Here is a 14163-nt window from a genome sequence, read left to right as displayed (position 1 = left end):
GTTTAATATCCATCCGGCCCGATGGTGGTTTGATCACAGTTTGCATCGGATAAATTTGCCATTTTGGATCGGAATAAATTACATCCAGCTAATTGGGCATTTGTTAACTTGGCATTTTCCAAATTCGCATTACTCAAATCCGTATGTCTGAGGTCAGCTGACATTAGATTAGCACTCGATAAATCCGCCCCTTGTAAATTACAATAGCTTAAATTAGCACCCCTTAAATCAGCATGGCGAAGGTTGCATCGAAATAAGGTACTCCCTTGTAAATTCGATTCGGATAAATCCACTTGATAAAGTTGTGTATCCCCCAGTTGCGCCTCCTGAATTTGGGTTTTCTGTAAATTAGCGTAGCTGAGGTTGGAATAGGGTATATAAATCCGGTTTAAATTACTACCCGCCAAGCCAATTTCCTCCAGGTTGGCTTCAAATAGATCTGAATCACTTAAATCAATAGCGCCAAAGTCCCGTTTACCCTGACTGTATAAAGCGAGTAATTCCTCTGAACTAATTTTCTGCATTGTTTATCAAAAATGGGAGCAAAAAGACCCGCACCATAAGGAACTTTGGTGTCGGGAGGATGTCAACTATCAAGCCACGAAACCCAAACTACCTCAAAAATTGAGGCGGTTGGAAAAACAGGGAAAATATTTTTGCCTAACCTCTGTCTACTTTAAAACCTAGTCCGAAATAGCCATGCTGTGTTAACAATTTTTTTTGTTTCTATCGGAGGTTACAGGTCATGGCGTTAATAGATTCAGCGATTCGGGGGAAGGAGGGTAAAATTGAATCAGGGGAACACCAAGCCCGAAAAATCGTACACTAGAAAATTGTGTTCTCAAGCGATGGAGATAACGAAGGTTATCAGAAAAATGGGTTTAAAACCACGTCGTTTTACGACGGCTTTAATTGTAAACCTTTGTTGCAATATCAGCCAATTTTGTGCTGAAATATATAGCATGATAATTAAAAATATGGCGAAAAATCATTGTTTAGCTAAGTCTATTAATGACGCATCTTGGTATCAGTTTCGGATCTGGATTGAATATTTTGGTAAAGTATTTGAAAGAGTCACGGTGGCGGTAAATCCGCAATATACCAGCTCATATTGCTCTAGCTGTGGTGAAATTGTTAAGAAAACGCTATCTACTAGAACTCATGTTTGTAGGTGCGGTTGTGCAATGGATAGAAATGAAAATGCAGCTAGAAATATCCTTAGTCGAGGATTGAGTACCGTAGGGCTTATGGGAACTTTCATGCTAGACATGAGCAACGCTTTGGGAGAATCGACCTCTACTCGGGCTGGAGAAATCCTGTTCGAGCAAGTTGGCTCTGTGAACAAAGAATCCCCACGCCTTTAGGCACCGGGAGTGTCAATATGGCATCGTTGTTGTATATTCCCTAACTATTCCGATAACCATTAATGTGTTGACATTAATATTGCTGTGAGTGTAATGCAGTTAGAACAGTCTCAAAGTCAGTCAATTCCAATTATATTGGACAGTTTACCCGATCTACCGTTTGGTGAAAAAGGCCAGGTCGTGAGCCTGTCGAACGGATGTCCACGTCGCGCCCGCTTAGAAATTGATTTAATGTTACTGGCGATTGAAGCCTTGTATCTGGGGGGGGCAGAATATATGCTGGTCGTGATCTCAGAACTGGATTTACAAACGGTCATCCCCAATCGGGTAGAATTGTGGCGAATCCGCAGTACCAACCCGTTACGCCGATTTAGCCAGCGTCGGGCGCTGAGTCTGTTAGAAGCCAAAGCCTTAGTCGTGATTATCTCTAACCTGGGAAGACGGTTAACGGCCAGAATTCGGCAGTTACTCATGGATTATGAAGCCCTAACCCAAAAACAAATTCCGATTGAACGACATTTACAATTGTCCAACTACTTAACCCAATTTCGGGCGCATTTCCGCAGTCGGATGAATCCTCGGCGGGCGTTGGTGATGGCCTATAGTTCCGATGAAAAGTTAAACGAGTTAGGGATACGTTTGTTAGAGAAACTGCTTTTTTGTACAGGGACGGCTGGAATGCAGCGATTTTGGATTAGTTTGTTTGATGGAGAATTCTCATGACGATTGAACGTCAATACAGTTTACCGAACTGCAAACTAATTTTGCAGGGTTATAACACCGGAAGCGATGGTAAATCCGATGGACGGGCTAGTTTAAATGTTCTGATGAATGCAGAATGTCATTTTGTCGGCTATCCCCAGCCCATCACCGGAGGACGGGAGTTTTTTGAAAGTTTAGTTCGACAGGTTAGTCGCTATGTTCAAGGGTTCCTCAGTGGACTAACAGCCCCGGAATCCTTCCGTCAGCAACCGGAGTTAGTCGAATTACACCCGATTGCGGGAGAGTTACATCAATTAACCGTTCATGAACCTCCCCAGGAAAAGTCTTCGGATGAAGTTTCCTTAGCTGCTGCGCCGCCAGTTCAGGTCAATTTGACCACGGTACAATTATTTGATTTGGTGGAAGCGGTTGATCAATTTTTGGCCGATAGCCAGACTTTACCCGAACTGTCTATCCAGTTACAACCCCTGTCTAAACGTTATCTCAAACCGGAACAGCCTATTGCTCAAAGGGCTGTTCCAGCAGCAATTGGGATATCGAGTCTGGCCTTAACCGCTTTGGCTTTGTTTGCTTTACCGATTCCCGATATTAAACGACCCGAAGACCCGAAACTGCAACCGCAAACCCAAAGCTCAACGGTTCCTACACCAACAGCCATTCCCCCCCAAGGGTCTTCTCCCCAAACAACCGTACCGCAATCTTTACCCCCTAATCTTTCCAGTCCTCCCCCGATTACCAATCCCCAAGAACTTAAGGATTTAAAAGCTCAATTAATTGAAAAGCTCACTCAAGCCTGGATACCGACAGCATCGGTAAAAACTCCCTTAATCTATCGGGTGAGCGTGGCCAAAGATGGGGCAATTGTGGGTTATAAGTCTTTGAACCCGGAACTAGGAACGGAAACGAAACAAACACCACTGCCGGATTTATTGTATAAACCTGTAGGAAGTCGTCAAACCAATGAGCCTTTGGCCGATTTCAAGGTGACGTTTAATCCTGATGGGAATTTAGAGGTGAGTAATTTAGCGAGTAACACCGAGGCGAATCCCCAAACTTCCCCCAAAACCCCCGCCTCCAATTAAGGAGACCGATTTATGACCCAATCTGCAAAGCCCCGCCCCAAACCTTCCCAGCCCTCCCCTCGCCGATTTCGAGGCTTCTTATTCTTTGGGACGATGGTGTTTAATCTCCTACTTTTGGGGGTGGGTTCCTCTATTGCTTGGTTGGTGGGAATGGCCGTGGCTCAGGTCTATCCGAATTCGAGTTCTGAGGTTCCGTTGACGCAGCAATTGCTCAATCAATTTCAGCATCAGGGTTCCCAGGGAATAGTCCCGCCGCCAATGGTTAGTCCTCCGGCTCCGCAACCGATTCCCGCACCCAGTCAACGGTTAACTGACCCCCAACGTCAACAACTGCGGATACAGTTACAGCAGTTACAGGGACAGTTAAATACCTTGATTGGACGGACGGCGGCCGTAGAAAGTCAATTGGGAGCCAGTCGTCCCACGGAACCCCTGGAGGAACGTTTACAAATTCTGGAACAGCAATTGGCTTCTGCACCCCCGATTTCAGGTTCAGGAAGTAATAAACCTGCTCCGCCACCTATTTCAGCCACGCCTGAACGTCGTCAAAGTTCTAATACCCTGGTGGTGACTTTTCCCAGTGATGTGTTGTTTGATGTGGGTAGTACAATTTTACGTCCCGGGGCTAACGTGATTTTAGATACGATTATTGCTGATATTAAAACCTATAAGGGTTCTGCTGTTAGGGTTATGGGTCATACGGATAATCAAGGCAGTTCTCAACAAAATTTAGATTTATCCTTTAGTCGCGCAGAAGCGGTGATGAAATATTTATCCGAGGCGATTGGTACAGAATACCACTGGGCCGCAATTGGATACGGGGCAAATCGTCCCGCAGTTAATAATAATTCTGCAAATAATCGACAACTAAACCGTCGAATTGAAGTAGCCATTACCCCATAAATCAGTCATCAGTCATCAGTTATCAGTTATCAGTTTAAGAGTTATCAGTTTAAGAGTTAAGTAATTAACTAATAAAACCAAAACCCATTACCCATTACCCATTACCCAAAACCCAAAACCCATTACCCATTACCCATTACCCATTACCCAAAACCCATTACCCATTACCCATTACCTATTCCCTGTTCCCTGTTCCCTGTTCCCTGTTCCCTGAAATGAAAATCATTTTTTTTGGTACGCCTGAATTTGCCGTTCCGAGTTTAGAAAGATTATTGGCCGACCCTGAATTTGAAGTTTTGGCGGTGGTGACTCAACCGGATAAACGCCGAGGTCGGGGCAGTCAATTAACCCCTTCTCCGGTGAAAATGTTGGCTCAAACCCATGAATTATCGGTTTGGCAACCCAAGCGGGTGAAAAAAGATCAAAACACCTTAAAACTGTTGCGAGAGGCTCAGGCGGATGTTTTTGTGGTGGTGGCCTATGGACAAATTTTGTCCCCGGAAATTCTGGAGATGCCTCGGTTGGGATGTGTGAATGGCCATGGCTCCATTCTCCCCTACTATCGCGGTGCGGCTCCGATTCAATGGTGTTTATATCACGGGGAAACCGAAACAGGAATGACCTCGATGTTGATGGATGCGGGGATGGATACCGGGCCGATGTTGTTAAAAGTAGTGACACCCATTGGACTATTAGAAAATGCCACGGATTTAGGACAAAGGTTAGGCCAATTGGGGGCGAATTTATTAGTAGAAACTTTAATTAAATTAGACCGAGGAGAAATTGTAGCTATTCCTCAAGATAATACTTTGGCGACCTATGCTCCCTTAATTAAAGATGACGATTATGATTTAGACTGGAGTAAATCTGCGATCGCTTTACATAACCAAATTCGAGCTTTTCACTCTAACTGTATAACATCATTTCAAGAAAAACCCTTAAAAGTTTGTGCTACTGTTCCTTTAGCACCGGAATATCATCCTCAATTTCCCCCGGAATACCAAAATTTGTTACAACAATGGCCGAATTTATCTCAACTTTCAGGACAACCCGGAGAGGTAGTTGCCCTGATTAAGCGTTTTGGGCTAGTAATACAAACAGGTGAGGGATTATTATTACTCACCCAAGTCCAATTGGCGGGTAAACGGATGCAGTCCGCTTGGGATTTTGTAAATGGAACCCGTCTGGCGGTAGGGGAAATTTTAGGGTAGAATTAGTTTTGGAGATTAAAATAATAGGAATTTGGGATGCTATTGTCATAACAGAAAAGGATTAGTCCGACTTTTCGCACTTAACCAACGCCTTTTCTTATTTTCTTTTGAGTATGATTAAAACAGAGCAGCAAAATTAACAACAACTACTCAGCAAATTATGGAGATGGTTGGTCAAGTCCCAGAAGAAAAATTTCAAATTATCCTAACAGGAGATATTGCCTATGTTCGTTTACCCGAACGATTGAGTATTTTAGAAGCGGTTTCTTTTAAAAGCACTTTTCAGAATGTTATTTCTCTTAGTCCTCCGCCTAAAAAAATTATTCTTGATTTTAGCCAAACTATATTTATTGATAGTAGTGGCATTGGGGCTCTGATTAGTAACCTGAAAACCACAAAAGCTAAGGGAATTGAGTTGGTTTTAAAATCCGTTGGTTCTCAGGTAATGGCGGTTTTTTCCCTGACGTCTCTTGACGAGGTATTAACCATTGAACCTCCTAGTGCGGACGATAAACTCAAGGATAAAACCAGAGGGGAACATAGTCTTCCCGTGACCCATCCTTCTGTGCGGTCTTGGCTGAAGCGATTAATTGATATAACGGGTGCTATTGTTGGTTTAAGTATTTCATCGGTATTAGCGGTTCCAATTATTATTGCGATTCGTTTAGATAGTCCGGGGCCAATTTTCTTTGGTCAGGTGCGTTGTGGTTGGATGGGAAAACGATTCCGTATTTGGAAGTTCCGGTCTATGTGTACCAATGCTGAAGCCTTAAAAGATAAAATTCCTAATCAAGCAAAAGGAGCGATTTTTAAGAATGATAATGACCCTAGAATTACAAAAGTAGGTCAGATTTTGCGGCGAACAAGTTTAGATGAGTTACCACAATTTTGGAATGTTTTAACCGGGGAAATGAGTTTAGTTGGAACCCGCCCACCGACACCTGATGAGGTAGAACGTTATGAAGTTCCTCAATGGCAACGATTAGATGTTAAACCAGGGATGACGGGGGAATGGCAGGTTAATGGTCGTTCTCAGGTTAAAAATTTTGAGGATATTATTCGTTTAGATTTAAAATATCAAGAAAATTGGAGTTTGATGTACGATATGAAGTTGATTGTTAAAACTATCATGGTTGTATTCAATAGAAATAGCGGTGCTATGTAGGGAACTGATGAGTAATGCAGCACTACTAGCACAATCAAATCTTCAGGTAAAAACCGCTTTAACCGCCTTAGAGGAGGTGTTATTTTGGTTTGACAAAATTGCCGCTGATTTTCTACCTGATGGTATTTTGCATCAGTGTCAAATTGCTTTGACGGAGGGATTTACTAACGCTGTCCGTCATGCTCATTGCGCTTTACCTGAAACAACACCCATTGAGTTAGAAATTAGGATATTTTCCCCCTGGATTGAAATAAAAATTTGGGACAGGGGGGAACCCTTTAACTTAGAAAAAGCCTTGGAGTCTGTACTTGAAATGCACACTGACCCCTTAGAGCATGAAGGAGGTAGAGGACTGATTTTTATGTCTAAATTAATGGATGAATTATATTATATACGATTAGAAGATCATCGCAATTGTTTAGTGATGAGAAAACAGATTTAATTACGAATTACGAATTACGAATGGGATAAGATTTGTTTGGGTTATTGATTGTACCCGTAGCCTCCGCCACTGGGAGTTTCAATTACAAAAATATCGTTGATATTCATTTCTACTGTTGCGGTACTTTCTAAGTTTTCTACAGTGCCATTATCACGAATAATATAATTTTTACCCACTAACCCAGGTTGTCCACCATTTAATCCAAAGGGGGGAATAATGCGGTGTTCTGATAAAATTCCGGCGGTCATGGTTGCTAAGAATCTAACTTTTCTGATTATACCATTTCCGCCTTTGAATTTTCCTAAACCCCCACTATTTTCTCGGATACTAAATTCTTCTAATAATACTGGATAACGCCATTCTAATACTTCCGGGTCAGTTAAACGGGAGTTAGTCATGTGAGTATGTACCGCATCGGTTCCATGATAATTAATTCCCGCACCCGACCCGCCACAAATGGTTTCATAATATTGATAATTTTGATTTCCAAAGGTAAAGTTATTCATCGTTCCTTGGGATGCCGACATCACGTTTAAAGCCCCATATAAGGCATCAACAATAACTTGAGAGGTTTCCACATTTCCCGCAACTACAGCCGCCGGATAACCGGGGTTTAAAAAACAACCGTCAGGAATAATAATTTCTAAGGGTTTCAAACATCCCGCATTTAAGGGAATATTATCATCAACTAAGGTTCTAAATACATATAAAACCGCAGCTTTACAAATAGATTTTGGAGCATTAAAATTAGTAGGGAGTTGGGGAGAAGTTCCGGTAAAATCAATTTTAGCACTACGGTTATTTTTATTAATTTTAATATTAACTTTAATTATTCCCCCATTATCCATTTCATAACTAAATTCACCATCTGTTAATACATTAATGGCTCTACGCACCGATATTTCCGCATTATCCTGAACAAACTGCATATAGGTTTTAACAGTATTTAACCCATAATATTCAACCATTGTCAAAAGTTCTTGAACACCTTTTTCATTGGCTGCAATTTGAGCTTGTAAATCGGCAATATTGGTGGCTGGATTTCGGGCGGGATAGTTTCCAGATGTTAATAAATTCAAGAGTTCTGTTTCTAAAAAATTACCTTCTTTAACTAATTGAACATTATCAATTAAAATCCCTTCTTGTTCAATATTTGTACTATTCGGTGGCATTGAACCCGGTGTTATTCCCCCAATATCCGCTTGATGTCCCCGGGAAGCAACATAAAATAAAATAGTAGGATTTTCCTGATTATTTCCCCCCTTTAATAAGGAGTTCTCCTGATTATTTCCCCCCTTTAATAAGGAGTTCTCCTGTCTATTTCCCCCCTTTAATAAGGAGTTCTCCTGTCTATTTCCCCCCATTACTAAGGGGGGGCTAGGGGGGGTAAAAACCGGAGTAATTACAGTAACATCTGGTAAATGGGTTCCCCCATTATAGGGATTATTTAATAAATAAACATCCCCAGGTTTAAGGGTTTCACCTTTTGCAGCAATTAAACTTTCAATACTGTCACCCATTGACCCCAAATGGACGGGAATATGGGGCGCATTTGCTACTAATTGACCGTTTTGATCAAAAATGGCACAGGAGAAATCAAGCCGTTCTTTAATATTAACAGAACTGGCGGTATTTTGCAAGGTAATTCCCATTTGTTCGGCAATAAATTGAAATAGATTTTTAAATATTTCTAATTTTACAGGGTCAGCTTTTAACCCCCCCTGTCCCGCCCTTAGCAATGGGGGGTGAGATGTTTTTTCTGCACTTCCTTTTCTGGGTAAAGGAGGGTGAGACGTTTGTTGATTTTCCTGGAAAGATAAAGACAAATTAGAAATTTCTTCCTCACCTTCCCCTCTTAACAAGGGGGGGTTTAACTTCAAGATTAAATAATTTTTTGCTGTTAATTCTGCTTGCCAACCGGGTTCAATAATATTCGTACCAATAGATTCTATAATCATAGCGGGGCCGTTAATAATATCTTCAGGTTGTAAATCATTTCTTGGGAAAATGGGGGTATTTTGCCATTGATTATTGGTATATATAGAAACCGTTGCGATAGGTTTTGGAGGTGTGGTTCGAGTTCGGGTTAATATGGGTTCTTCAGGAGTATCCATTTGTTGAATAATTTCAATATTAATTGATTCAACGATTAAGTTTTTTTTCAGTTTAATAAATCCGTAGCGGGTTTGATGTTGTTGTTCAAATTGTTGGGTTAAAGTCATTAACACGGAATTGTAATAATTAACCTCTCTTTCTCCCCCCTTACTAAGGGGGGTAGGGGGGGTCAAATTAACCGACAATATAGAATCTGTACCCTCATATTTAAGATTGAGTTTCAGAATTATTGCTATTTTTGATTCTGGATGTTCTAATTCTGCTTTTGCTTCTGTTTCTAACTCTAAAAAGCTGGCTTCTAACTCAGAAATTAAATTTCCAGTTAATAGTTTTTCTATTGCTTTTTCTCGTAATATCCTGATATCAGCCAACCCCATTCCATAAGCAGATAAAACCCCTGCGTAGGGATGAATAAAGATCTGTTTAATTCCTAATGTATTGGCTATTAAACAAGCGTGTTGACCGCCTGCACCGCCAAAACAACAAAGGGTATAATTAGAAATATCATAACCCCGTTGTAGGGATATTTTTTTAATGGCATTTGCCATATTTTCAACCGCAATAGTAATAAATCCCGTAGCAACTTCTTCCGGGGTGCGATTATCTCCCGTTTGGGTTTGAATTTCTATTGCTAATTCCCTAAATTTTTGGCGAACAATTTCAGCATCTAAGGGCAAATCGCCGTTTTTTCCAAATACTTTCGGAAAGAATTGGGGCTGAATTTTCCCTAACATGACATTAGCATCCGTAACCGTTAACGGCCCGCTATTGCGATAACAAGCTGGCCCAGGATTTGCGCCTGCTGACTCTGGCCCAACCCGATATCTTGACCCGTCAAACCTTAAAATTGAACCTCCTCCCGCCGCGACGGTATGAATAGCCATCATCGGAGTTCGCATTCTCACCCCGGCGATTTCGGTTTCAAATTGTCGTTCATATTCGCCGTTAAAATGGGCGACGTCGGTGGATGTTCCGCCCATATCGAAAGTAATAATATTCTGAAATCCGGCTTTTAAACTGCTTTGAACTGCGCCAACAATTCCTCCGGCTGGCCCTGATAATATACTATCTTTTCCTTGGAATTTTTGGGCATTGGTTAAGCCACCATTAGATTGCATAAACATTAATTTTATGGGGTTTAACCCCCCCTTGCCCCCCCTTGCTAATGGGGGGATAGAGTTATCATTTTTTTCAATAGTTTCTAATTTTTCAATAGTTTCTAACTCTAATTCTTCTTTTATTCCTCCCCCCCTTACCAAGGGGGGGACTGAGGGGGGGTGACAATTTAATTGAGACGCAACTTGATTAATATAACGTTTTAAAATTGGAGATAAATAAGCATCAATAACGGTGGTATCGCCTCGGCTGACTAATTTCATTAACGGACTAACTTGATGGGAAACGGAAATTTGAGTAAAGCCGATTTCTTGGGCTAAGGCTGCGATTTGTTGTTCGTGTTGGGGATAGCGATAACCGTGCATTAAGACTATGGCACAGCTTCTAATTCCGATTTGATAGACTTGTTGTAATTGAGGTTTTAATATTGCTAAATTAACGGAGGTTAATTCTTCTCCTTGGGCAGTATAACGTTCTTCAACTTCTATGACTTTTTCATAGAGCATTTCGGGTAAAATAATCTGACGGGCAAAAATATCAGGGCGATTTTGATAGCCAATTCTTAACGCATCTTTGAAGCCTTTGGTTATAATTAATAAAGTGCAATCGCCTTTTCTTTCTAATAAGGCATTCGTCGCAACGGTGGTTCCCATTTTCACTTCAGAAATTAATTCACTGGGGATGGGTTGATGGGGGGATAATTCTAATATTTCTCGGATGCCTTGAATCACTGCATCGGGATAACGTTCGGGATTTTCTGATAATAATTTATGGGTGATTAATGTGCCATCGGGTTTGCGGGCAACAATATCGGTGAATGTGCCTCCTCGGTCAATCCAAAATTGATAGGTTTTAGCATTGGGTTGGGGTGTAGAAATCATAATCAACTCAATCGAAATCAAAAAGTTTCTCTAAAGAATAAGCCGTTACTTCTGAACAAACTGCATTAGGAATAATAATTTCTTGACAAACTTGGGGGAGTATATTAATTAATTGATTTTTGAATAAAACAATTAAAGGGGAACTATTAATCACTACTTTTTGCATTAATACTAGCTAACTCCTCAGTAATTTGATTTGTACAACTGATTTAAACTTGCTATAGTTTACTTCCCCTGCTCCCCCTGCCCACCCGTTCCCTAATATAAGTCCTAACCACCTAAACACGAATTTTCTTTCGTCACCAGTTTGCCACTATTATATGACAAATTAAGGTTAGTTTCAAATTAATCACAAAGGAATCAACCCATGAATACCAACAAAAATAACGGTCTATCTACTCGTACTAAGATTTGGATGGGAGTGGGAGCTTATATTTTAACTGCCGGATTGGGCACCGTGGCGAATGCTGCTACACCTCAATCCCCATCTAATTCTATTCAAGAAATTGCCTCTGGAATTTCAACTTCTGGGGATACTTTCACCTCGTCTGAGATGTTACAAGCGTCTACTGACGGCTACACAGATGGTACAACAGATGATGATAAAGGAGATGAAAGTGGTGAAGGTGGTGAAGGTGGAGAAGGCTAAAATCCGATGATTTTTTGTATCGCAGATGTTCTCACACCCGAAGAATTAGAAACAACTTTGACGCTACTGCAACAAGCTGAGTTTATAGATGGTAAAACAACTGCTGGTCGGTACGTCAAATCAGTTAAAAATAATCAACAAATCAAAACCGATACCGAGATTACTTCTGAACTGAGAAATATTGTTCTCGAAGCTTTAAAACGTAACGAACTGTTTCAAGTAGCGGCACGTCCTAAAATAATCCGCCCGATTATTTTCAGTCGTTATGATGTGGGAATGTATTATGGTTCCCATTTTGATAATGCGATTATGGGGGATGAATCTATCTCTCGAAGTGATGTTTCATTAACTCTATTTCTCACTGACCCTAACACCTATCAAGGGGGAGAATTAGTGATTGAAACTTCACTAGGGGAACAGAGTTTTAAGTTAGATGCAGGTTCGGCAATTGTTTATCCGTCTTCGACTTTGCACCGTGTGGAAACGGTGACTGAAGGGACTCGGTGGGCGGCGGTTACTTGGATTCAAAGTTTAATTCGTGACCCATCTCAACGAGAAATATTGTTTGATTTAGATACCGCCCGGAGAAGTATTTTTCAACAATATGGCAAAACTATAGAATTTGACTTGATTGCCAAAAGTCATGCAAATTTATTGCGAAAATGGGCTGATATTTAACCCAAATTTAATTAAAATGTAGGGACGTTTTATTAAGCGTCTCTACTCACCAGGGCTTTATCCTCAGATTCTCAAATATTTTCGATTTGAACTTAATAGGAGAAAAAATCATGAGTCAGTATGAATCTAACGATGATAATGGCGGTTATGACGATAGCCGTGACGACAATAGTTCCGATGATTATTATAAATCCATTCCGGTAACTGGTGTTAACCCAACAACTACTGGTTATTCTGATAATAGCTGGGATAATAATAGTTCCGATGATTATTATAAATCCATTCCGGTAACTGGTGTTAAACCAACAATAACTGGTTATTCTGATAATAGCTGGGATAATAATAGTTCCGATGATTATTATAAATCCATTCCGGTAACTGGTGTTAAACCAACAATAACTGGTTATTCTGATAATAGCTGGGATAATAATAGTTCCGATGATTATTATAAATCCATTCCGGTAACTGGTGTTAAACCAACAATAACTGGTTATTCTGATAATAGCTGGGATAATAATAGTTCCGATGATTATTATAAATCTATTCCGGTAACTGGTATTAACCCAACAACTCCGGTAACAGGTGTTAACCCAATAACGGGTATTTCTTATAATAATAGTTGGGATAATTTGACCGGAACCCATTGGGATGATGTCTTAAAAAATCCTCAATATCAACAGAATTTAACTGAAATGTTTGATGAGGACTATTATCGTAATACTAATCCTGATATCAATGTAGCTATCTCTCAAGGAACCTTTTCTTCTGGTTTACAACAGTATATTAAATCGGGAGAAACAGAAGGACGTTCACCGAATGAATTCTATGATGAATTCTACTACTTAAGTACAAATCCTGATGTAGCAAATGCTGTCCAAGTGGGTGCATTTAATTCGGGTTTTGAACATTTTGTCATGTCGGGGGCGGACGAAGGACGAAACCCCAGCAGCCAGTTTAACACAGGAGCCTATTTAGCCCAGAATCCTGATGTGGCACAAGCCATCAACATTGGAGCTTTTAGCAATGCGTTTTCCCATTATACCCAACATGGTCATTTGGAAGGTCGGATTGCACACTAATTTAAACAGCAATTGAATCCATAGCAATCCTATATAAATAGGGTTGCTATATTGTGATTCTTGATCCAGGAAGTGATCAGATATTTTAACCCGTAGGGTGTGTAAGCAACGCGCACGCACCCTTTCACAATTCTCAACAGTCAACTAATATTATTTCCATATTTCTAAAGCCGTAGAGTCATTTTTAAGAACATAGGATACGACACAAAAGATCGGCGACTGAGGCTTGAGTCTCTGGTGTGAGAGTTCCTAACTCACGCCGGATCAGAGATTGACGGAGAGTTACCAAGTGATCGAGACGCAAGGTTGATACTTGCCTAAGACCACTATTAATAAAGTCTGGATGTTGTGGTTGCAGAATAATATCTGTGTTGAGAGGTTTTTCAGGAATGCGACTGGTGATGAGCGCGAAAATTATGTGCCGATAAATACCGATCACATCTGTTAAACAGTATGCAGGACGGACTTTGCTAGAAGATAGGTCATCAAAGGGAAACTGAATCAGAACAATCTTACCCTTCATAATTTACTGGTTGTCCATCTTCAAGGGTATAAATGTCTTCTTCTGAATCGTTTAGGAAAGTGAAGCTAGGGTTGGTCGAGATCGCACTTAACCAAGTTTCTTCATTAAGAGTATCCTCCTCTGGTATCAGCAAGATCAGGCGCACTCGACTGGCTTTGTCTTGAGGAAGGGGATGGTCAAGCTGAATTTGCCCTTGTGTATTTAGGATACCTGTAGTTTCAATGGCACGCAT

14 protein-coding genes and 1 pseudogene are annotated in these 14163 nt (G+C 40.7%); 10 read left to right on the top strand and 5 right to left on the bottom strand.

The features are described from left to right. Positions 1 to 2 precede the first annotated feature (2 nt). Positions 3 to 524, bottom strand: a complete 522-nt coding sequence (locus NMG86_RS02555) for a pentapeptide repeat-containing protein (RefSeq protein WP_026794891.1) — start codon at positions 522 to 524, stop codon at positions 3 to 5. A gap of 444 nt (positions 525 to 968) precedes the next feature. On the opposite strand from NMG86_RS02555, the pseudogene NMG86_RS02550 reads away from it, so the two are divergent. The 7 genes and pseudogenes from NMG86_RS02550 to NMG86_RS02520 all read left to right on the top strand — a co-directional run. Then, positions 969 to 1364 (top strand): annotated as a pseudogene (locus NMG86_RS02550) (RNA-guided endonuclease InsQ/TnpB family protein); the annotation flags it as partial. Positions 1365 to 1457: 93 nt separating this feature from the next. Beyond that, the gene (locus NMG86_RS02545; protein WP_026788534.1) at positions 1458 to 2087 is read left to right on the top strand and encodes a DUF3038 domain-containing protein; all 630 of its coding nucleotides are present in this window, start codon (positions 1458 to 1460) and stop codon (positions 2085 to 2087) included. Further along, entirely contained in the window at positions 2084 to 3169 is a 1086-nt protein-coding gene (locus NMG86_RS02540) for a DUF4335 domain-containing protein (RefSeq protein ID WP_026788533.1), read from the top strand. The genes NMG86_RS02545 and NMG86_RS02540 overlap by 4 nt, the downstream gene beginning before the upstream one ends. Before the next feature lie 12 nt (positions 3170 to 3181). Further along, a complete protein-coding gene (locus NMG86_RS02535; RefSeq protein ID WP_026796940.1) occupies positions 3182 to 4072 on the top strand; it encodes an OmpA family protein in 891 nt (296 codons plus the stop codon). A gap of 215 nt (positions 4073 to 4287) precedes the next feature. Further along, positions 4288 to 5283 (top strand): methionyl-tRNA formyltransferase, encoded by a 996-nt coding sequence (fmt, locus tag NMG86_RS02530; protein WP_026788531.1) that lies wholly within the window; start codon positions 4288 to 4290, stop codon positions 5281 to 5283. A 166-nt stretch (positions 5284 to 5449) separates the two neighbouring features. Then, positions 5450 to 6448, top strand: coding sequence for a sugar transferase (locus NMG86_RS02525; protein ID WP_026796939.1), 999 nt, complete (start codon positions 5450 to 5452; stop codon positions 6446 to 6448). 7 nt (positions 6449 to 6455) lie between these two features. After that, a complete protein-coding gene (locus tag NMG86_RS02520; protein ID WP_026788529.1) occupies positions 6456 to 6890 on the top strand; it encodes an ATP-binding protein in 435 nt (144 codons plus the stop codon). Positions 6891 to 6931: 41 nt separating this feature from the next. Here NMG86_RS02520 and NMG86_RS02515 read toward each other — a convergent pair whose 3' ends face one another. Further along, positions 6932 to 11002, bottom strand: a complete 4071-nt coding sequence (locus NMG86_RS02515; protein WP_026796938.1) for a hydantoinase B/oxoprolinase family protein — start codon at positions 11000 to 11002, stop codon at positions 6932 to 6934. Between the two features lie 7 nt (positions 11003 to 11009). Continuing rightward, positions 11010 to 11168 carry a PIN domain-containing protein gene (locus NMG86_RS02510; protein WP_158295781.1) on the bottom strand — a complete coding sequence of 53 codons (159 nt, stop codon included), beginning with the start codon at positions 11166 to 11168 and terminating at the stop codon, positions 11010 to 11012. A gap of 201 nt (positions 11169 to 11369) precedes the next feature. Between NMG86_RS02510 and NMG86_RS02505 the strand changes: the two genes are divergently transcribed. The 3 genes from NMG86_RS02505 (at position 11370) to NMG86_RS02495 (ending at position 13408) form a co-directional block, all read left to right on the top strand. Next, positions 11370 to 11651, top strand: coding sequence for a hypothetical protein (locus NMG86_RS02505; RefSeq protein WP_026796937.1), 282 nt, complete (start codon positions 11370 to 11372; stop codon positions 11649 to 11651). Positions 11652 to 11657: 6 nt separating this feature from the next. After that, positions 11658 to 12329, top strand: a complete 672-nt coding sequence (locus NMG86_RS02500) for a Fe2+-dependent dioxygenase (RefSeq protein WP_026796936.1) — start codon at positions 11658 to 11660, stop codon at positions 12327 to 12329. Positions 12330 to 12439: 110 nt separating this feature from the next. Further along, on the top strand, positions 12440 to 13408 hold the full coding sequence (locus NMG86_RS02495; protein ID WP_498605056.1) for a hypothetical protein: 969 nt from the start codon (positions 12440 to 12442) through the stop codon (positions 13406 to 13408). Between the two features lie 184 nt (positions 13409 to 13592). Here NMG86_RS02495 and NMG86_RS02490 read toward each other — a convergent pair whose 3' ends face one another. Then, the gene (locus NMG86_RS02490; protein ID WP_071783069.1) at positions 13593 to 13931 is read right to left on the bottom strand and encodes a type II toxin-antitoxin system PemK/MazF family toxin; all 339 of its coding nucleotides are present in this window, start codon (positions 13929 to 13931) and stop codon (positions 13593 to 13595) included. Further along, positions 13921 to 14163, bottom strand: coding sequence for a hypothetical protein (locus tag NMG86_RS02485; protein ID WP_026796934.1), 243 nt, complete (start codon positions 14161 to 14163; stop codon positions 13921 to 13923). The genes NMG86_RS02490 and NMG86_RS02485 overlap by 11 nt, the downstream gene beginning before the upstream one ends.

Origin of the sequence: Planktothrix rubescens CCAP 1459/22 (genome assembly GCA_904830895.1) — a bacterium.
Classification (GTDB): domain Bacteria; phylum Cyanobacteriota; class Cyanobacteriia; order Cyanobacteriales; family Microcoleaceae; genus Planktothrix; species Planktothrix agardhii.
Note: the sequence above shows the minus strand (reverse complement) of the source record. Positions and strands in the feature narration are given on the sequence as shown.